The following is a 20,983-nucleotide window of genomic DNA, read 5'->3' as shown; positions in this document are numbered from 1 at the left end:
ATCGGGGCGGCTGATCGTTGACGATGGGAGTACCACCTGTCGGCAACCGTAAGGATCAAGAGCTCGTGAGCAGCAAGGTCCCCCCGATCATCCTCAACAACGGCGTGGAGATGCCCCAGCTGGGGTTCGGAGTCTGGCAGGTGCCGGACGACGAGGCCGAGCAGGCGGTCAGCACCGCTCTGGAGGCCGGGTACCGCAGCATCGACACAGCGGCGATCTACGGCAACGAAGAGGGCACCGGCAAGGCGATCGCCGCCGCCGGTCTCCCGCGCGAGGACATTTTCGTCACCACCAAGCTCTGGAACAGCGACCAGGGGTACGACGCCACCCTGCGCGCCTTCGACACCTCACTGGAGAAGCTCGGCCTGGAGTTCGTGGATCTGTACCTGATCCACTGGCCCACCCCCGAGCGGGACTTGTACGTCGACACGTACAAGGCGTTCGAGAAGCTGCACGCCGACGGCCGGATCCGCGCCATCGGTGTGTCCAACTTCGAGCCCGCGCACCTCGAGCGGCTGATCGCCGAGACGTCCGTCATCCCGGCCGTCGACCAGATCGAGCTGCACCCGCACCTCCAGCAGCGCGCGGCCCGCGAGTACCACGCGGAGCAGGGCATCGCCACCGAGGCCTGGTCCCCGCTCGGCTCGGGCAAGGGCCTCCTGGAGGTCCCGGCGATCGTGGCCATCGCGCAGAAGCACGGGCGCACCCCGGCGCAGGTCGTCCTGCGCTGGCACCTTCAGCTGGGCCTCGTCGTGATCCCCAAGTCCGTGACCCCGTCCCGGATCAAGGAGAACATCGAGGTCTTCGACTTCAGCCTGGACACCGAGGACCTCGCGGCGATCAGCGCGCTGAACGAGGACCGGCGGCTGGGCCCGGACCCGTCGACGTTCAACGCGGCCTGACGGTACGGCGTTTCGGGGCCCGGGCGGTGATGCGCCGCCCGGGCCTTCGTCATGTCCCCGCCTCCGGCTCCGGGAACAGCCGCGCGACCGCGGCGGTACGGCTGGAGACGCCGAGCTTGCGGAAGGTGTTCTCCAGGTGCTTGCGGACGGTGCTGGGGGCGACGACGAACTGCCGGGCGATCGCGTCGGTGCCCAGCCCGTCCGCGACGGCCCGCATGACGTCGAGTTCACGGACGGTGAGCCGCACCGGCGCCTGCCGCCGCAGCGCGGCCTCCCGGTAGACCGCGTACAGGTGCGGGCGCAGCAACTCCAGTACGAGACGGTCGCGTTCGCTGAAGCGGCGTGAGGTCTCCCGGGAGAAGTTGTACGAGCGGATACGGCCGGGTGCGCTGGGCAGCATCACGAAGAGCGTGTTGACGACGGGCTTCAGATACTCGGTGTAGAAGGCCTGATCCCGTATCTCCCGTGCGGACTGGTAGTCCAGGTTCTGGGTGACCGGGAGACGGCCGCAGCTCTGTTCGGCCAGCCGGCAGTGCGGATGCTGGTGCCGCCAGCGCCAGTAGGCCTCGACGTTCGGATCGCCGTAGTCGCCCGCGTACATCTCCTCCTGGAGGTGCAGATGCCCACGGGTGGGGATGTCGACCTCGTCGAACCCGGCCACGTCGCACGGGATCAGCCGGCCCAGCCCGCGCAGGAGGCTGCGGGGCGGGAACTCGTCTCCGTCGTCGTGCCGTGCCTCGTCGAGGACGTCGAACATCGCCCGCAGGTCCCGTGTGGTGACCGAGTGACGGCTCATGTCCGCCTCCTGTCGCCGGACTCCTTCGACGGTACGCCTCTGCGGGCGAGGGCCCCGGGGATTCGTCAAATGGCGAATGGTGGCCGGGGCGTGCTGAGTTCACCGTGGTCTCCAGGTATCCGAACCAGAAACGGGGTTCAGCAATGGAGACACGAACACGGACAGGGGCGTTCACCGCGGCCTGCGCGGCGGTCGCCCTCGCCGGCGGCATGATCGTCGCCGCACAGACGGACGCGGCGGCAGCCTCACCGCCGCCCTGCTTCGGCCCCCTCGCCACGGTGTGGGGCGGCAGCGGGCCGGACACCCTCAACACCGGTGCGACCAAGGATGTCGTGCACGGGCTGGGCGGGAACGACAGGATCGACTCCGGCGCGGGCGCGGACGTGGTCTGCGGGGGCGGGGGCAACGACACCCTGCTCGCGGGTAGTGGCAACGACCGGGTCGCCGGCAATGAGGGCGAGGACGTCATCAGGGGGTATGCGGGCGCCGACGAGCTGCGGGGGTTCGACGGCAAGGACACCGTCGACGGCGGCGACGGAGTCAACTTCACCCTGAACTGGGGCAACGACCGGCTGTTCGGCGGCCTCGGTCCGGACACACTCAGGGGCACCGCGGGCAACGACGCGCTCGACGGCGGCGCCGGGCCGGACACCCTCGACGGCGGCCTCGGACGGGACGCACTCAACGGCGGCGCCGGGAAGGACAGGCTCCAGGGCAACTCGGGAGACGACACCATCGAGGCCCGGGACAACGAGAAGGACCGCGTGCGCGGCCACTCCGGCTTCGACCGCTGCTACGTCGACCCGATCGACGACGTGTCCGGCTGCGAGATCAAGGTGTTCGGCTAGGCGTCACGAGGGGCGTCCTCGCCCGGCGGGGACGCCCCTCACACACGTCAGTTGGGCTGGCCGATCGGCCGTACGACCACCGTGTTGACGTCGACCCCCTCGGGCTGCCGGATGGCCCACACCACCGAGTCGGCGATCTGGTCGGCGGTGAGGAGATGGCCGGGCGGGAGGCTGCCGTAGCTGTCCCAGAAGGGGGTCTCCACCCGGCCCGGCGCGATGTGGGTGACGCCGACGCCCCACTCGGTGACCTGGCGCCGGGTGTTCTCGGCGAGCCCGGTCACCGCCCACTTCGTCGCCCCGTAGATGTTGCCCGGACCGGGCACGAACCCGGCGACGCTCCCGACCAGCACGATCCGGCCGCGCGTCTCCTTGAGGGCGTCGATGGAGGCGCGGATGAGCAGCGCCGGGCCAAGAACGTTGGTCAGCACCATCTCGGTCCAGCCGGCGGGGTCGCCCTCGGCGACGGAGTCGTGGGTGGCGAAGCCGGCGTTGGCGACGACTGTGTCCAGTCGACCGAATTCCTTGAGCGTACGGTCGACCGCCGACCGCACACTGTCGTAGTCGGCCGCGTTGCCGACGAGCGTCAGCAGTTCCTCCGGGTTGCCGAGCTCCCCGGCGAAGCCGTGCAGCCGCTCCTCGCCGCGCCCGGTGACGGCCACCCGGTGGCCCGCCGCGAGCAGTTGCCGGGCGACCGCGGCGCCGATACCGCTGCCGCCGCCGGTGATCAGTGCGACCGGAGAGTCGGTCATGGTTACCCCCTGTGGTGTCCTACGGATGCCGGGGAGTAGATCACTTGAAGCGTTCTCGAAGTCAAGTGCCGCAGGTGGCGCGGTAGTCGGCGGACGGGAAGTAGCGGCGCCACTCGGTGGCGGTCAGACCGCCCTCGGCCCGCGCGCACACCTGGTCCGCCGCCCGCCGGGGTGCCGACGCGGCGACGCGGTCCGCGAGATGCGAGGTCGTGATGTGCAACCGGCCGCCGTCCGCGGTGAATCGGAGGCCGCGTACAGGACTGTCCCCGGCCCGCAGCCTGGCCGCGGGAACGGTGGGCGTGCGCGTCTCCCACACCTGCACCACCCCGTCGGGCGCGCTGCCCGCGAGCAGTGACCCGTCGGCGGAGAAGGCGAGGGCCGCCGGGGACACGGTCGATCCGGACCCCCGCAGAACGGCGAGGCGGCGCCAACTGCGGGCGTCCCAGAGGGTGAGCCGGCCCTGCGCGTCGGCGGCGGCCAGGTAGCGGCCGTCCGCGCTGAAGGCGGCCCTGGTCAGGACGTCCTCTCCCTGGACCCCCTTGACTCCCTTGCGCCGCTCGCCCGTTGACACATCGACGAGCGTTCCCTCGTAGGTGAGTGCCGTGCGGCCCGCGGGGTCGACGGCGACGGTCTCCTCACCGGCGACGGTGACACGCCCGGTCTCGTCGGGCGCCGCCGCGGCCCGCCAGCCGCGGCCCGTCAGCCCGTGCAGGGAGAGGGTGCGCACGACGCTCGTGCGTCCGCCCTCGCGATAGCGCAGCACGCCCTCGGCGGGATCCAGTCGGAAGTCGCCGAGGGCCGAGCTCTGCACGGGGTACGTCAGCAGCGGCTCGCGCGGCAGGTCGCCCGCCGGCGCCGGAAGGTCCGTACGCCATACCGCGACGGTGCCCACACCCCAGGTCAGGGCGTAGTCGCCGGCGAACTCCACGATGAGCGCGCCTCCGTCGAGCGGCAGCAGGGGCCGCTCACGGCCCGCCCGGAAGTCCCAGGTCACGACCCCGTCGGGGGTGCCGGCGGCCACGGCCCGCTGATCGGCGGTGAAGGTGAGTTCGCCCTGGCACACGGCCCGTTGGGTCGCCGCGGGCGCCCGTGCGGTGACGAGGCGTTCAGCGGTGACGTCGAGGACGCGCAGGCGCGCGCCGTCCTGGTCGCACCAGGCGAGGTGCCGGTCGTCGCGGCTCAGTACGGGCATCGCCCCGTCGTCGCTGCCGCGCTCGTAGCGCATCACGACCCGCTGTCGCCGCAGGTCCCACAGTTCGAGCGTCGCGCGCCCGTCGTCGGCACCCGGCACCCTCCACCGGACGAGTACCGTCCGCCCGCTGCCCCCGAACGCGACCTCCATGTCGGGCCGCTCACCGACCGCCAGCCGGCGTGTGCTCCCGTCCACCAGCCCGCCGATCAGCACGTCCTCGCGACCGGGGCCCTGGTAGGCGACGAACCTGCCGTCGGCGCTGACCTGACGCACGTTCTCCGACAGCCCGGGCCGCTCGACGGAACGGATGCGCCGATGGGTCCGTACGTCCCACTGGACGACCTTGTCGTGCACGACCGTGGTGAGGATCCGCCCGTTCCCGTCGAGCCAGGCGGGCGCGTTGAGGGCGCGGCCGCCCTCCTCGGGCTGGGTGAACACGTCCTGCTCGCTCTGTGCGGCGGCGGTGCGCAGGGCCTCCCGGGTCTCCGGGAGGTCGGCGGTGCGCCACGCGGCGAGGGCGAGGCGCATCGCGGTGCGCGGTTCGGCGGAGCGCAGGGTGTCGGACAGTGCGGCCGCCCTGCGGGCCTCGGCCTCGTCGCGCTGCCGCGCGCTGACATCGCTCTGCCGCCAGGCGGTGGCACCGGCGACCACGGTCAGACACAGCAGCACGGCGAGCCCGCCGGTGAGCGCCCGCAGCCTGCGCGCCGCCCGGGTGCCGGCCCGGCGGCTCTGCTCGTGGGCGGCGACGCTCACGGCGAGGAAGTCACGTTCGAGGCGGCTCAACTCGCGCTGCCGTGGCCCACGTTCGCCATCGGTCGGAACGCCGCGGTCGGGTGGGACCGGCCTCACCGCCCCGTCGCCCCCGTCCCCGAAGACCTCCCGCGCCTCCGTCAGCCGCACCCCCCGGTACAGCGCGCCCGCGTCCCGCCCCAACTCGGCCCAGGTGCGGGCCGCCTCGGTCAGTCCGCGGTGCAGGCGCAACCGGTCGCGGTCCTCGTCCACCCAGGCGTGCAGCCGGGGCCAGGCGGTGATCAGTGCCTCGTGGGCGAGTTCGACCGTGTCGCCGTCGACGGTCAGCAGACGGGCCCCGACGAGCCGTTCGAGTACGCGGGTGGTGGTGGCGTCGGCGTCGAGCTCCGTACGGTCGAGGGGCCGCCGGGTGTCCTCGGTGCCGTCGCCGGGGTTCACCAGCCGCAGCAGCAGCGCCCGGACGACCAGCGCCTCGGCCGGTGTGCAGGCGGTGTAGACCGACTCCGCGGTGTGCGCGACGGCACCCTGGACGCCGCCGACCGCCTCGTACGCGGCGAGGGTGAGCGTCTTGCCGGTGCGGCGGCGCCAGACCTCGCGCAGCGCGTGTGCCATCAGCGGCAGCCCGCCGGGTTCACCGGCGACGTCCGCGACGATCCGGGCGGTCAGAGCGCGTTCGGCCACGATCCGGCGTGCCGCGGCCGGCCGGACCACGGCCTCCCGCAGTTGGGCCGGTGTCATCGGACCGACGAGCAGGGTGGAGTCGCGCAACGCCTCGGCGAGCGGGCCATGTTCGGCGCAGCGGCCGTAGAAGTCGGCCCGTACCGCGATCACGACCCGCAGCCGCGCCGCCGGGTCGGCCGCGGTGAGCAACTGCCGGAGAAAGCGGGCGCGTTCGGCCGGGTCGGCGCAGAGCGTGAAGACCTCCTCGAACTGGTCGACGACGAGCAGGGTGTCGCCGGGACCGGAGTGCGGCGTGAAGAGGACTCCGTGGGTACGGGCGGGGTGGGGGCCGGGCGTGAGAAGCCGGATGACGGCGGGCCGCCACCACGCGCGGCCCGCGGTGCCGGTGCCGGTGCCGGTGCCGGTGCCGGTGTCAGCAGCGTCGCGCACCCGCGCACCCGCCGCCTCGGCCGGCCCCGCCGGAGCCGCACCGCCCCACGCGCCCACCGCCCCCGCCGAGTCCGCACTCCCCCGCAGCGCCGGTATCAACCCGGCCCGCAACAAGGACGACTTGCCGCTCCCCGACGCCCCCACCACCGCGGTGATCCTGGCCCGTCCGGTCAACCGGACCAGCCCGTCGATCAGTTCGCCGCGTCCGTGGAAGTGCTCCTCGTCGCCCGTGCCGAAGCGGGCCAGCCCCGGATACGGGCCGGGATCGTCGTCCGAGCCGTCGGCGACGCGCGCGTCGCCCTCCTCGGCGACGGCCTCCCTCCACCGCCCCGCCCACTCCTCGGGGTCGCCGCCGCACGCGACGACGTACGCCCGCACCACCGGCAGTGTCGGCAGCCGTTCCCCGGCCGCCGCGGCGGACAGCGTAGGCCCCGAGTAGCCCACCTGCCGTGCCATCGAGCGGTACGTCGGCGTGCCCGCCTCGTCGCGCAACTTGCGCAGTGCGTAGGCGAATCGCTGCACCGCGCCGAGCCCCGGATCCAGCGGTTTCTCACGGCGCCCCATGCACGTCCCCCCAAGTTCGCGGCCGTCCCACGCGCCGACAACCGCTTCGGACGGATTGATTGGCGTTCCCGACCCGGGCTGCCCATCAATCCCTCGGCCTCTGGACTCGTGGTGCACGACCACACGTCATCCGCCTCGGAGCCACGGAGCCGGCCATCGCCACCACACACTCATCCAGACCTCTTCTGCGGCCCGCACGGTTGCCGGATGCCCCCGTCGGCCCGCGACCGCGTGCGTACGCGACGGCGCTCCCGCCCGCCGTCCTCTCCCTCGCCCTCGGTCTGTGGGGCGTCCGGCGCGGCGGCAGCATGTGGCGGGACGAGGCGGTGTCGTACGACATGGCGCACCGCTCGCTGCCCGACCTGTGGGCGACGCTGGGCCAGGCGGACGCCGTGCACGGCCTGTACTACCTGCTGCTGCACGGCCTGTTCGGGGTGTTCGGCGACGCCGACCCGCTGCTGGTGCTGCGGCTGCCGTCGGTCCTGGCGACCGCCGTGGCGAGCGGGACGCTGGCACTGCTGGGGCGCAGGCTGGCGCGGCCGCGGGCGGGGCTGCTCGCCGGGGTCGTGTTCGCGCTGCTGCCCCCGGTGCAGCGGTATGCACAGGAAGGGCGATCGTATGCACTCGTGTGCGCGCTGGTCGTCTGGGCGTCGTATCTGCTGGTGCGGGCGGTCGAGACACGCTCGCGTCGGGTGTGGGCCGGCTACGGCGCGGTGATGGTGGCCGCGTGTCTGCTGCACGAGTTCGCCGTACTCGCCGTGGTCGCGCACCTCGTCGCCCTGCCCCGGTCCGCCCGCCGCACCGGCCTGCGGGTGGCGGCCGTGGTCTGCGGCTGCCTCACCCCGCTGGCCGTGGTGAGCATGGGCCAGTCGGCACAGGTCGCGTGGATCGGTGGCGTGGGCGGCGACCTTGCGGGCTTCGCCGGGGTGACCGTGCTCGGGCTGGTCTGCGCGGTGCCGCTGCGGCGTGAGCCGCCGGCCCGGCGCGGCCCGCTGACCGGCTTCGCGCTGGCCCTGCTGGTGCTGCCCGCGTTCCTGCTGCTGCTCTCCACCCCGTTCAAGCCGCTCTTCGTGGACCGGTATGTGCTCTACGGTCACGCCGGCGCCGCCTTGCTGGCGGGCGCCGCCCTCGACCGGTTGCTGCGGGCGCGGGGCCGGATCCGGGCGGTCGCGGTACTGGCCGCCGGTGCCGCCGTCCTCGTACTGCTGCCCGCCGGCCTGAGTCTGCGGACCCCGCAGAGCCGTGCCGACGACGTCACCGCCGTGGCGGAGGCCGTGCGCGCGGCCGGGCGCGACGGTGACGGCGTGCTCTACATGCCGTCGCGGCGCCGCGTGTGGTCGCTGGTGGACCCCGGGTCCGTGCGCGGGCTGCGGGACCTGGCACTGGACCGAGGGCCGGTCGACTCGCACACGCTGTACGGCACGGAGCTGCCCGCCGCCGAGATCCGGGCCCGGACGCCGGCGGCGGTGCGCCTCGTCGTGGTGAGAGACCCAGTGGGTCAGCCACTCGACCAGACCGCCCAGGAGCAGGCCAAGCGACGGGTGCTCGCGGAGCACTTCGTGCAGTGCGGCACCCGCCGGGTGCAGGGCGCGGAGATCAGCGTCTACGCCCGGCCGGGCCGCTGCTGAACTTCAGACGCCGCGGGCGGCCGTGTGCACCGTGCGTGCCGCCAGGACGAAGACGTCCGGCCGATGGTGGATGCTCGCCTTGTCGTCGGGGTCGACGAGCCGGTCGAGGGTGGCGCGGTCCTCGGCGTCGAGGCGGTCGCCGAGGACCTCGCGCATCCGGGTCAGGGTGTTGACGGCGACATGGCGGGCCCGGTCCGTGGTCGGGGCGGGCAGGTCGAGCAGGAAGCTGCGGGTGCCGGTGTGCTTGAGGCCCACGGAGGCCAGCAGCGCCGGCCAGTCCTCGATCACGTCGACGGTGCCGGGCAGCCCGGCCCGCATCTCGCCGAACCAGTCCTCGTGCAGCGCGTCGATCCGGGCCTGGAGTCCGGGGCGGCCGATGCCGATGTCCCGCGGCAGGTACCGGGTGGGCAGACCGCCCTCCAGCAGGGCCAGCGTGCCGCCGGGCGCGAGCCGGTCGGCGAACGAGGCGAGGGCGGCCCGCTGGTCGCCGAGGTGGTGCAGGCTCCAGCTGGCCCAGATCAGGTCGGCCGGGTACTCCAACTCCTCCAGTACGCCGGGCAGTTCGCCGGCGAGGGTGCCGAACCGGTCCGCGACGCCGAGCCGGCCCGCCCGGTCGCGGGCCCGCTCGAGCAGCGGCTCGGAGCCGTCGACGGCGACGATCCGGGCGCCGGGGAAGTTCTCGGCGAGCAGACAGGAGGCGACACCGGGTCCGCTGCCCGCGTCGACGACCAGCCCGGGCTCGGTCTGCCGCTTGGCGAGCCAGGCCATCGCCCGCTCGTACATCGGCATGTACAGCTCGGCCTGCTCCTCCAGCATCGGGGCCATCTCGGCCCAGTCGATGTCGGTGTGGTCGTGGTGGTGGCCGCCGTGCTGGTCGTGGGTGTGACCGTGGTGGTCGTGGTGGTCGTGCGCCATGGGGGTCAGCCTCTCGTCCGGGTGCGGCCAGCGTGCGCCGACGCACCGTGGGGAGGCCACCACTGTTGCCGGGACGGCAAAAAAATGGGGTGCGTCTCCTCCGTCCGCGAGCCCAGGGTGGCCGGATGCGCGCGGCCGCTGTGGCGGAGACGGGGTGCTGCCCCGAGAGCCCGGCGACCTGGCAGGACCCGGTGGTGCGGGTGGCCGACATGGCGCAGGGTCCGTTCGCGGCGGTCAACTCCCCTGTGCCGCATGAGGCGTTCGACGTGCCGTTCTGGCGAGGACCGCCGGCAGTCGCGCTCCTCGCGGGGCAGCTTCCCGCTGCGGTTCGCGCACGAGGAGGAACCGGACGGCGCACAAAGACGGCACGGAGGGTCCCGAGCCGCGTCCCGGAGGGCGCCGGTCACGGCACCCGCCCCCGCTTCATGGCGCAGCCGCCGTCGATGTCGGCGGTACCCCATGAGTTGGAACGGGCGGACGCCGACTACTCGGCGGTGGAGTTCGCGATCCGCCGGGGCCCGGCACGGGAGGACTGTAGGACCCGGCGGAACCCCGCGCCCCCGAAGGGGCGCGGGGAACTGCGCGACCGGCCACAACGGTCCCGCAGCCGCATTCACGGTGTTACGACAGCGGCGGGTACGCGTTGGTCATCAGCTGCTGGAACTGTGCCGAGAACCAGTGCCCGGACAGCGGCGCGTTCGGCAGGGCGCCGGACAGGTTGTTGCCGTTGCGCGGGTTGCCCGTGTAGGTCGGGTCGCACATCCGGTCGAAGCCCTTGCCCTCGTCGTTGGGGATGGCAGAGCTCGAACCGTCGGACTCACCCGGGGGCTTGATCCACACGTAGGCGTCGATCCCGGTCGCGGGGCTGGCCTGCGGACGTTCACCGAGTCCGGCTCCGGACTGGTTGCACCAGTTGCCGATGTGGATACGACGGTCGTAGCGGCCGCCGTTGACGTAGGTGTCGACGTCCGTCGTCGCTCCCGGTCCGGCGGGCCGGGCGGTGCCGCCCCAGCCGTTGCGGGAGGTGTCGATCAGCATGCCGATACCGGAGTTGAAGCCGGTGGTGACCAGTTGGTTGCGGAACCCCTGGGCGAACGACAGCTCGTCCACGTACCGGTTCCAGTCGACCCACTTGGACTCGCGGACGGACTTGCCCGCCACCGAGTCGTTGATGGTGTAGTTGTTCTCCTTCAGGGCGCTGTAGTTGGCCGTGTTGGCGATGAAGCCGTGCACATCGTTGACGGTGGCACCCTCGGAGGTCGCGGCCTCCTTCATCACGGCGGCGCTGGCGGCGAAGTTGTCGTCCCAGCCGATCCAGCCGTGGTGTCCGGCGTCGATGTAGTTGTAGACGTTGGGCGCGTCGCCGAGCTTGTTCAGGGCGTAGCCGACGCCCTTCTGGTAGTTGCCGTTGGCCTTCATCACGTCGCACTGCGGGGTCGCGGTGGGACGGCTGCCCGTGTTGGTGACGAGGTTGGGCAGCGAGTCGATCTCGATGGTGGTGACGATCCGCAGCCCGGCGTACTTGGAGTCGGCGAGGATCGCGGCGATCGGGTCGATGTACTGCGTCTTGTACCTGTCGATCTCCGTCGGGCCGAGCTCGCCGTTGGAGGCGAGGGCGGCGCAGTCACGGCCGGGCAGGTTGTAGATGACGAGCTGGACGACCAGTTCGCCGGAGCCCTTCTGGGTGAGCGCCGCGTCGAGGTGGTCGCGCAGGCCCATGCCGCCGTTCACGCCGTTGATGGCGGCAGTCCGGTCGAGCCACACACCGGTGGGCTGGTTGGAGATACGGCTGCCGCCCGGCTCGGCGGCGGCCTTCGCGGACCACTCCGGGTTCACGTACACCTTGGCGCCGGTGTACGGGTTGTCGACCCGGGTGCCGCCCCCGGGGTCCGGCGGGTTCGTCGGGCCGCTGCCGCCGTCGTCGACGTTGCAGGTCACCCCGTCGAGGGTGAAGGTGGCCGGGATCGCGTTGGTGCCGCTGTAGGTGCCCTGGAAACCGAAGCTGGCCGAACCGCCGGTGGCGAGTGTGCCGTTGTAGGACTCGTTGGCGGCGGTGACGGCTGTGCCGCTCTGGGTGATCTTGGCGTTCCAGCCGTTGGTGACCTGCTGGTTGCCGGCGTACGCCCACTTGACCGCCCAACTGCTCTTGGCGGCACCGTTGTTGGTGATCGTCACGGCGGCGGTGAAGCCGGTGCCCCACTGGTTCTGGATCTTGTAGTCCACGGTGCAGGGGATGGCGGCCGCGCCGACGTCCGCCGGATTGACGGCGAGTGCCGTCCCGGAGGCCCCGGCGACCAGGGCCATGGCTGCGAGCAGCGCAGTTCTGGTACGACTCATGAGTGCGGGTTTCCTTCTCCGTCGCGAGGTTCTCGGATTTCGGTGGTGCGAGAGCGGTTGTCCGTCGAGCGAGCGCAGGTGGTCGCGCAGCCCGATGCCGTACGCCGTCGGCGTACCGTCGTCACTGGAGTCGAGAGCGGGACCCGGGGTGCAGCTCCATGTGTTCCAGGTCCAGCCCGGGTAGGACGGGCCACGGTCGTCGAACCACTTCATGACCTGGTCGACGAAGGAGTGACCGCAGGTGTTCTCGCCGATCTCCCCGGCGGCCGGCGGCACTTGGGCCGCCACCGGGGCGAGCTGGAAGTTCCGGCAGCCGGCGGTCGGGATCGTTCGAGTACGCGATCCCGCCGGCGAGGATCAGGTCGCCGGAGCAGGTGCCGCCGTCCCGCCGGCACTGCCACGCCTGGGTGGTCGTGGCGGTGGCGCGGTCCGGACAGGGCTCGTTGAACAGGTCGAGGACGACGGTCGGGTCGTCCTTGAAGGTGTTGGCCACCGACGTCCGGAAGGACGGGGTGTACTGCATGTCGGGCATCGGCTTCTGGCAGCCGGCGTGCACGTCGGAGCGGTTCGCCGAGTTGCCCGTGTACTGGCCGTGGGTCCAGTGCGGTTCGAGCATCGGCGACATGCCGTTCGCCTTCACCTCGCCACCAGGTCCTTGACGGCGTCGGTGCGGGTGTCGACGCGGGCGAGGGGTCCGCGTCGACGTTGCAGGTCGTGCCGTCGAGCTTGAACGAGGTCGTGACGGGTTGCTCCCCGACCAGAAGCCGAGGAAGCCGGCGCCGACGCCCGCGCCGGTGGCGAGCATGCCGTTGCAGCTCCGGTCGGCCGTCGTCACCGTGGTACCGGACTGGGACCACTCGGCGCTCCAGCCCTGGCCCAGCTCCTGTCCCCCCGCGAAGTCGAAGGTGAGACTCCGACTGTTCACGGCGGCGGTGTCGTCGGTGACCGTCACGGCACCCTGGAAGCCGGTGTCCCACTGGCTGGTGACGGAGTGCTCCACCGTGCACGCGGGGGTGGCTCCCGACGCCGTGACGACCGGCACCGACACGGACCCGGGGAGGGGCACGGCGCCGGCGACGGCTAAAAGTACTGAACGCGGGGGGTGTCGCATGAGCGACTCCTTGCAGATCAGCGCGTCGTGACAGACGCGTCGACTGATGGAACCGCTCCCACTGGTGTCACCGAAGTTAGCGCCAAGTGACGGCAAAGAACAGAGGAGTCACTTGACTTTTCCTCAACCACATCCATCGAATCTTTTCGACTCTTCAAGCATCTTGACCCCTCTCACCCTCATCCCCACTATGGGAGCGCTCCCACTGGTTCAAGCCTTGACTTCTCCGAGCCGCAAGGAGGAACCAGCACATGGCACCGAGAAGGAGACGCCGGACTGTCCGGCGCTTATGGACGGCTGTCGCGGCCGCCCTGGCTCTGCCGTTCGCCATGCTGAGTGTGGCTTCAACTCCCGCACAGGCAGCGGCAGTTCAGTGCAGCGTCGACTACAAGACGAATGACTGGGGCTCCGGCTTCACCACGGACGTGACGATCACGAACCGCGGTACGGACGCCATCAGTGGCTGGACCCTGACGTACGCCTACGCCGGCAACCAGAAGCTGTCGAACGGCTGGAACGGCACCTGGTCCCAGTCCGGTCAGACGGTCACGGTGAACAACGCGACCTACAACGCGAACATCGCGGCCGGCGCCGCGGTCTCCACCGGCGCGCAGTTCACCTACAGCGGCACCAACGCCGCCCCGACGTCCTTCGCGATCAACGGCACCACCTGCACCGGCGCGCACCAGCCGCCGATCACCGTACTGACCAGCCCGGCGGCGGGCGCCGTCTACACGCAGGGCAACGCCGTCCCGCTCGCGGCGACCGCCGCGGCCGCCGACGGCGCCACGATCAGCAAGGTGGAGTTCTACGACAACACCACACTGCTCGGCACCGACACGACCTCGCCGTACTCGCTCTCGGCCTCAAGTTTGACCGTGGGCAGTCATTCGCTGCTGGCGAAGGCGTACGACAGCCTGGGCGCGTCGGCGGAGTCCACACCGGTCGGCATCACGGTCGTCTCGGGCCCCGCCATCGTGGCCTCGGCGACCCAACTCGCCGTGCAGCAGGGCGAGACGGGCACGTTCGGGGTGAAGCTGTCGACGCAGCCGTCCGCGAACGTGACGGTGACGACCGCGCGCACCACCGGCAACTCGGGCCTGTCCGTGACCGGCGGGGCTTCCCTGACCTTCACCCCGTCGAACTGGAACACCGCCCAGAACGTGACCATCACGGCCGACTCCTCCGGCACGGGAGCCGCGACCTTCGAGTCGACGGCCACCGGGCACGCCAAGTCGTCGGTGACGGTCACACAGATCGAGGCGGCGGGCGAGTACGACGCCCGTTTCCTGGAGTTGTACGGCAAGATCACCAACCCGGCGAACGGCTACTTCTCACCCGAGGGCATCCCCTATCACTCGGTGGAGACGCTGATCGTCGAGGCGCCGGACCACGGCCACGAGACCACGTCGGAGGCGTACAGCTATCTGCTCTGGCTGCAGGCCATGTACGGCAAGGTGACCGGCGACTGGACCAAGTTCAACGGTGCCTGGGACATCATGGAGAAGTACATGATCCCCACGCACGCCGACCAGCCCACCAACTCCTTCTACAACGCCTCGAAGCCGGCGACCTACGCGCCCGAGCTGGACACGCCCAACGAGTATCCGGCGAAGCTGGACACCGGGGTGTCGGTGGGTTCGGATCCGATCGCCGGTGAACTGAAGAGCGCTTACGGCACGGACGATGTCTACGGTATGCACTGGTTGCAGGACGTCGACAACGTCTACGGCTACGGCAACTCGCCCGGCAAGTGCGAGGCGGGTCCGACGGACACCGGCCCGTCGTACATCAACACCTTCCAGCGCGGTGCGCAGGAGTCGGTGTGGGAGACGGTGCCGCAGCCGACCTGTGACGCCTTCAAGTACGGTGGCAAGAACGGGTACTTGGACCTCTTCACCGGTGACGCCTCGTACGCCAAGCAGTGGAAGTTCACCAACGCCCCGGACGCCGACGCGCGTGCGGTGCAGGCCGCGTACTGGGCCGACAAGTGGGCCGACGCGCAGGGCAAGGGCGGCGAGATCTCCACGACCGTGGCCAAGGCCGCGAAGATGGGCGACTACCTGCGCTACTCGATGTACGACAAGTACTTCAAGAAGGTGGGCAACTGCGTCGGCCCGACCACATGTGCGGCCGGGACCGGCAAGGACGCCTCGATGTACCTGATGTCCTGGTACTACGCCTGGGGCGGCGCCACCGACACCTCGGCGGGCTGGGCCTGGCGCATCGGCTCCAGCCACACGCACGGCGGCTACCAGAACCCGATGGCCGCGTACGCGCTGAGCGCCTACGCCGACCTGAAGCCCAAGTCGAGCACAGGTGCCGCCGACTGGGGCACCTCGCTGACCCGGCAGATCGAGTTCTACCGCTGGCTCCAGTCCAACGAGGGCGCCATCGCGGGCGGTGCGACCAACAGCTGGGCAGGCCGTTACGCGACCCCGCCGGCCGGCAAGTCCACGTTCTACGGCATGTACTACGACCAGCAGCCCGTCTACCACGACCCGCCGTCCAACCAGTGGTTCGGCTTCCAGGCGTGGTCGATGGAGCGGGTGGCCGAGTACTACCAGCAGACGGGGAACGCGGCCGCGAAGACCGTCCTCGACAAGTGGGTGGACTGGGCGCTGGACCACACCACCATCAACCCCGACGGCACCTACCAGATCCCGTCGACCCTCCAGTGGTCGGGCCAGCCCGACACCTGGAACGCCTCAAGTCCCGGCTCCAACAGCGGACTTCACGTCACCGTCGCCGACTACACCAACGACGTCGGTGTGGCCGCCGCGTACGCCAAGACCCTGACGTACTACGCGGACCGCTCCGGTGACACCGCTGCCGCCACCACGGCGAAGGCGCTCCTCGACGGCATGTGGGACAACCACCAGGACGCCCTGGGCATCGCCGTTCCGGAGACCCGCGCCGACTACAACCGGTTCGACGACGGGGTGTACATCCCGTCCGGCTGGACCGGGACGATGCCGAACGGCGACGCCATCAACTCGTCGTCGACCTTCGACTCCCTCCGGTCCTTCTACGAGGACGACCCGGCCTGGTCGAAGATCGAGGCGTATCTGGCGGGCGGTGCGGCTCCGTCGTTCACGTATCACCGGTTCTGGGCCCAGGCGGACATCGCCCTGGCCATGGGTTCGTACGCGGAGCTTCTCGAATAGCCCCCGCCGGGCGCTCCGCGGGTTGGGCCGCTCGAAAACTGCGGGTCCGTTGTGGCTGGTCGCGCAGTTCCCCGTGCCCCTGAAAAACAGGGGCACGGCAGCTCACCCCCTGACCCGTGGAACCGCCTGAAAGCTCCGCGTACGAGGTCTCGCCACCTGACGGTGAGGCCGACTCGCCGGGCGGCCCCCTCCCGCACTGGGGGTCGCCCGGCACCTCTCGGATCACGTAGCAAGCGCTTGCTATTCGCACCTTCCCCTCCTCCCCCACGTCCCCGGAAAGGACCCCCGTGCGAAGAACACGCATCCTCACCGCCGTGCTGGCGCTCGCGGCCGGCCTGCTCGCGGGCACCCCGCCCGCACTGGCCGCCGACAGCACGAGAACGGCCATCGCCGCCGACACCTACACCTGGAAGAACGCCCGGATCGACGGCGGCGGATTCGTCCCCGGCATCGTCTTCAACCGCAGCGAGAAGAACCTGGCCTACGCCCGCACCGACATCGGCGGCGCCTACCGCTGGGTGGAGTCGAGCAAGACCTGGACGCCACTGCTGGACTCGGTCGGCTGGGACGACTGGGGGCACACGGGGGTGGCGAGCCTGGCCTCCGACTCCGTGAACCCGGACCGGGTGTACGCGGCGGTCGGCACGTACACCAACAGCTGGGACCCGGGGAACGGGGCGATCCTGCGCTCCTCGGACCGGGGCGCCAGCTGGCAGAGGACCGACCTGCCGTTCAAGCTGGGCGGCAACATGCCGGGGCGCGGCATGGGCGAGCGGCTGGCGATCGACCCGAACAAGAACAGCGTGCTGTACCTGGGCGCGCCCAGCGGCAAGGGCCTGTGGCGGTCGACGGACTCCGGCGCGACCTGGTCGCAGGTCGCGAACTTCCCCAACGTCGGCAACTACGTGCAGGATCCGAGCGATACCTCCGGCTACGCCAGTGACAACCAGGGCATCGCGTGGGTCACCTTCGACGAGCGGACGGGTACGTCGGGCAACGCGACGCAGACGATCTACGTCGGGGTCGCGGACCTTCAGAACTCGGTGTACCGCTCGACGGACGGGGGCGCGAGCTGGTCGCGGCTGGCCGGGCAGCCGACGGGATACCTCGCGCACAAGGGTGTACTGGATACCGTCAACGGCTATCTGTACATCGCATACAGCGACAAGGGCGGTCCGTACGACGGCGGCAAGGGCCGCCTGCTGCGGTACGCGACCGCGACCGGTACGTGGACGGACATCAGCCCGGTCGCCGAGGCCGACACGTACTACGGCTTCAGCGGGCTGACCGTCGACCGACAGGATCCGGGCACGGTGATGGCGACGGCCTACAGCTCCTGGTGGCCCGACACCCAGATCTTCCGCTCCACCGACAGCGGCGCCACCTGGACGAAGGCCTGGGACTACACGTCGTATCCCAACCGCGCGAACCGCTACACGATGGACGTGTCGTCCTCGCCGTGGCTGACCTGGGGCGCCAACCCCTCCCCGCCCGAGCAGACGCCGAAGCTCGGCTGGATGACGGAGGCGCTGGAGATCGACCCGTTCGACTCGAACCGGATGATGTACGGGACGGGCGCGACGGTCTACGGCACGGAGAACCTGACCAACTGGGACTCCGGGAGCCAGTTCACCGTCAAGCCGATGGTGCAGGGCCTTGAGGAGACCGCGGTCAACGACCTCGCCGCTCCCCCGTCCGGTGGCGCCCAGCTGTTCAGCGCCCTGGGGGACATCGGCGGTTTCCGGCACACGGACCTGACCAAGGTGCCGGCGATGATGTACACCCAGCCGAACTTCACCACGACGACCAGCCTGGACTTCGCCGAGACGAACCCGAACACGGTGGTGCGGGTCGGCAACCTCGACTCGGGTCCGCACATCGCGTTCTCGACGGACAACGGCGCCAACTGGTTCGGCGGGACGGATCCTTCGGGGGTCAGCGGTGGCGGCACCGTCGCGGCGGCCTCGGACGGCAGCCGCTTCGTGTGGAGTCCGGAGGGCACCGGTGTGCAGTACGCGACGGGCTTCGGCTCGTCCTGGGCGGCGTCGAGCGGAATCCCGGCCGGCGCGATCGTCGAGTCCGACCGGGTCGACGCGAAGACCTTCTACGGCTTCAAGTCCGGGAAGTTCTACGTCAGTACGGACGGCGGCGCGACCTTCACGGCCTCGGCGGCCACCGGGCTCCCGAGCGGCGACAGCGTCCGCTTCAAGGCGCTGTCCGGCACCAAGGGCGATGTGTGGCTGGCGGGCGGTGCGACGGACGGTGCGTACGGTCTGTGGCACTCGACGAACGGCGGTACGTCCTTCACCAAGCTGTCCGGCGTCGAGCAGGCCGACGCCATCGGCTTCGGCAAGGCGGCGACGGGAGCGTCGTACCAAACCCTGTACACCAGCGCGAAGATCGGCGGGGTACGCGGCATCTTCCGGTCCACGGACCAGGGTTCGACCTGGACACGTATCAACGACGATGCCCACCAATGGGGTTGGACGGGGGCGTCGATCACCGGTGACCCGCGGGTGTACGGGCGGGTCTATGTGTCGACGAACGGCCGCGGCGTCATCTACGGCGACTCCTCCGACGCGGGCGGCGGTGGCGGCACCGACCCCACACCGACCCCCACGGGTGCCTGCGCGGTGACGTACAAGATCACGAACCAGTGGTCGGGCGGCTTCCAGGCGGACGTCCAGCTCAGCAACACCGGCTCCAGCGCCTGGAGCAGCTGGTCGCTCGGCTGGACCTTCCCGGGCGGCCAGACGATCGGCCAGCTGTGGAACGCCGAGTACACCCAGTCGGGTTCGGCGGTGACAGCCAAGAACGTCACCTGGAACGCCAACGTGGCGGCCGGCTCTTCGGTGAGCTTCGGTTTCACGGGCAGTTGGTCGGGGACGAACACGAAACCGACGGCGTTCAAGCTGGGTGACCAGTCCTGCACGGTCCTCTGAGCGAACCGCACACGAGGAGGCCCCGTCCGATCCCGGACGGGGCCTCGTCGTGTGTCGGTCAGGGGGTGTAGACCGTCGGCCGTGGTGCCGTGGCCATGCCGTTGCCGATGTAGAAGCTCGGGTGCGGGGGCTGGTTGTAGGCCGTGTTCTGCCAGGCCAGACCCGTGCGGTACATGGTGTCGTGGAGCAGGGTCGTGATCTTCGTGGTGGTCTCGTACGGCGTGGAGTAGATCCGCAGGGCCGTGTTGTCGGAGGTCGGCCAGACGACCTCCTCGCGCCAGTCGCCGAAGAGGTCGCCGGACAGGGACGGGGTGGCCTTGGTGCTGTTGTTGGAGTGGACGCTCGCGCCGGTCAGCAGTCGGGTGTCGGAGGAGGTGCCGTACTTGTCGATGTGGGTGCCGTCGAGGAGTTCGCGGGTGGTGTCGCCGTCCCACCAGGAGAGGAAGTTGACCGACGACGGTTCGCGGCCCTTCGTCGCGCCGGCCTCGTCGCGGATGGAGGTGTCGGAGGCGGACCAGACCTCGGCGCCGTCGTTGCCGGCGTAGATGTCACCCGCGACACCACGACCGTTGTCGCAGCAGGCGGCCAGCCGCCAACGGACGGCGCCTGTCGCGGGGTTGATGTAGAGCTCGGCGGGCTGGGAGGTCGACTCCGAGACCTTGAAGTACTCCAGGCCGGACGTCGACGGGTCCAGGTCGCCGAGATGCTGCGCGTCGCCGTGGCCGGTCTTCGTGGTCCACAGTCCGTTGCCGTTGTCGTCCACCGCCATCGCGCCGTAGACGATCTCGTCCTTGCCGTCGTTGTCGACGTCCCCGACGGACAGACTGTGCGAGCCCTGACCGTCGTACCCCTTGCCGGAGTTGGTGGAGGAGCTGGTGTCGAAGGTCCAGCGGCGGGTGAACGTTCCGTTGCGCCAGTCCCAGGCCGCGAGCACCGAACGGGTGTAGTAGCCCCGCGCCATGATCAGCGAGGGCCGGGCGCCGTCCAGATACGCCGTGCCCGCGAGGAAGCGGTCGACGCGGTTGCCGTACGAGTCTCCCCACGAACTCACCGTCCCGCGGGCCGGGACGTAGTCGACGCTCTGCATCGCCTTTCCGGTCTGACCGTTGAACATGGTCAGGTACTCGGGTCCGGAGAGGACGTACCCGCTGGAGTTGCGGTAGTCGGCCGACGAACTGCCGATCACCGCGCCCGTGCCGTCGACGGTTCCGTCCGCGGTCTTCACGGCGACCTCGGCCTTGCGGTCACCGTCGTAGTCGTAGACCTGGAACTGTGTGTAGTGCGCGCCGGAGCGGATGTTGCGGCCCAGGTCGATGCGCCACAGCCGGGTGCCGTCGAGCTTGACGCCGTCGAGGATGGTGTTGCCGGTGTAGCCGGACTGGGAGTTGTCCTTGGCGTTGGTGGGCTGCCACTTGAGCACGAAGTCCAACGCCCCGTCACCGTCGAGATCCGCGACGGAGGCGTCGTTGGCCTCGTAGGTGTAGGCGACACCGTCGGGGGTGGTGCCGCCCGCGGGCGGGCTGATCGGCACGTCCTTGTAGCCGGTGCGGAACTGGATCGCGTGCACCGAGTCGGCCTGCTCCACACCGCCGACGATCGCGCGGATCGTGTAGTCGGCCTGGGACGGGGCGCCGGAGTGGAAGTAGTTGGTGGAGCCGGTGACGGGCGTCGAGTTGACCTTCGTACCGGCCCGGTAGACGTTGAACGACACGTCGTTCGGGTCGGTGCCGAGCCAGCGCCAGCTGACCAGGTTGCCGGCGTCGGTGTGGACGCTGACGACACCGCGGTCGAGTGCCTCCACCTGCCGGGCCGTCGCGGCCTCGGCCGTGCCGGTGGCGAGCTGGGTGAGGCCGGCGGCGACCAGCGCCGTAGCGGCGGTCAGCGCGGAGAGGACGGCCCTTCGTCTGCGGCGCGGGGGCGGATGCGGGTGCGGGTGCTGCACGAGACGTACCTCCTGGGAGGACGGACGGGG

11 protein-coding genes and 1 pseudogene are annotated in these 20,983 nt (G+C 70.7%); 5 read left to right on the top strand and 7 right to left on the bottom strand.

Going from position 1 to position 20,983, the window contains the following annotated elements; all coding sequences use genetic code 11:
- Positions 1–65: 65 nt before the first annotated feature.
- On the top strand, positions 66–902 hold the full coding sequence (locus tag ACWD3I_RS17045; protein ID WP_323185120.1) for an aldo/keto reductase: 837 nt from the start codon (positions 66–68) through the stop codon (positions 900–902).
- 49 nt (positions 903–951) lie between these two features.
- On the opposite strand, the gene ACWD3I_RS17040 is transcribed toward ACWD3I_RS17045, so the two are convergent.
- Entirely contained in the window at positions 952–1,698 is a 747-nt protein-coding gene (locus ACWD3I_RS17040) for a helix-turn-helix transcriptional regulator (RefSeq protein ID WP_365406312.1), read from the bottom strand.
- Positions 1,699–1,841: 143 nt separating this feature from the next.
- Here ACWD3I_RS17040 and ACWD3I_RS17035 point away from each other — a divergent pair, with 143 nt between their 5' ends.
- Positions 1,842–2,546 (top strand): calcium-binding protein, encoded by a 705-nt coding sequence (locus tag ACWD3I_RS17035; RefSeq protein ID WP_365406309.1) that lies wholly within the window; start codon positions 1,842–1,844, stop codon positions 2,544–2,546.
- Positions 2,547–2,593: 47 nt separating this feature from the next.
- Here ACWD3I_RS17035 and ACWD3I_RS17030 read toward each other — a convergent pair whose 3' ends face one another.
- Both ACWD3I_RS17030 and ACWD3I_RS17025 read right to left on the bottom strand, forming a co-directional pair.
- Positions 2,594–3,295: an SDR family oxidoreductase gene (locus tag ACWD3I_RS17030; RefSeq protein ID WP_365406306.1), complete on the bottom strand. Its 702-nt coding sequence runs from the start codon at positions 3,293–3,295 to the stop codon at positions 2,594–2,596.
- Between the two features lie 61 nt (positions 3,296–3,356).
- Complete coding sequence (locus tag ACWD3I_RS17025) at positions 3,357–6,911, bottom strand: nSTAND1 domain-containing NTPase (RefSeq protein WP_365406303.1); 3,555 nt, start codon at positions 6,909–6,911, stop codon at positions 3,357–3,359.
- A gap of 200 nt (positions 6,912–7,111) precedes the next feature.
- Between ACWD3I_RS17025 and ACWD3I_RS17020 the strand changes: the two genes are divergently transcribed.
- On the top strand, positions 7,112–8,539 hold the full coding sequence (locus tag ACWD3I_RS17020) for a glycosyltransferase family 39 protein (RefSeq protein ID WP_365406300.1): 1,428 nt from the start codon (positions 7,112–7,114) through the stop codon (positions 8,537–8,539).
- Positions 8,540–8,542: 3 nt separating this feature from the next.
- On the opposite strand, the gene ACWD3I_RS17015 is transcribed toward ACWD3I_RS17020, so the two are convergent.
- The 3 genes and pseudogenes from ACWD3I_RS17015 to ACWD3I_RS17005 all read right to left on the bottom strand — a co-directional run.
- Positions 8,543–9,454 carry a class I SAM-dependent methyltransferase gene (locus ACWD3I_RS17015; RefSeq protein ID WP_365406297.1) on the bottom strand — a complete coding sequence of 304 codons (912 nt, stop codon included), beginning with the start codon at positions 9,452–9,454 and terminating at the stop codon, positions 8,543–8,545.
- A gap of 621 nt (positions 9,455–10,075) precedes the next feature.
- Positions 10,076–11,791 (bottom strand): glycoside hydrolase family 6 protein, encoded by a 1,716-nt coding sequence (locus ACWD3I_RS17010; RefSeq protein WP_365405066.1) that lies wholly within the window; start codon positions 11,789–11,791, stop codon positions 10,076–10,078.
- 60 nt (positions 11,792–11,851) lie between these two features.
- Positions 11,852–12,902: pseudogene (locus ACWD3I_RS17005) on the bottom strand (cellulose binding domain-containing protein); the annotation flags it as partial.
- Between the two features lie 251 nt (positions 12,903–13,153).
- On the opposite strand from ACWD3I_RS17005, the gene ACWD3I_RS17000 reads away from it, so the two are divergent.
- Both ACWD3I_RS17000 and ACWD3I_RS16995 read left to right on the top strand, forming a co-directional pair.
- Entirely contained in the window at positions 13,154–16,069 is a 2,916-nt protein-coding gene (locus ACWD3I_RS17000; protein ID WP_365405063.1) for a glycoside hydrolase family 48 protein, read from the top strand.
- 287 nt (positions 16,070–16,356) lie between these two features.
- Positions 16,357–19,011, top strand: a complete 2,655-nt coding sequence (locus ACWD3I_RS16995; protein ID WP_365405060.1) for a cellulose binding domain-containing protein — start codon at positions 16,357–16,359, stop codon at positions 19,009–19,011.
- Between the two features lie 58 nt (positions 19,012–19,069).
- On the opposite strand, the gene ACWD3I_RS16990 is transcribed toward ACWD3I_RS16995, so the two are convergent.
- The gene (locus ACWD3I_RS16990; protein ID WP_365405057.1) at positions 19,070–20,953 is read right to left on the bottom strand and encodes a rhamnogalacturonan lyase; all 1,884 of its coding nucleotides are present in this window, start codon (positions 20,951–20,953) and stop codon (positions 19,070–19,072) included.
- Between the last annotated feature and the right edge of the window lie 30 nt (positions 20,954–20,983).

It is taken from the genome of Streptomyces sp. NPDC002817 (genome assembly GCF_053592055.1).
The sequence above is the reverse complement of the archived record's forward strand: the minus strand, read 5'-3'. Positions and strand labels throughout refer to the sequence as shown.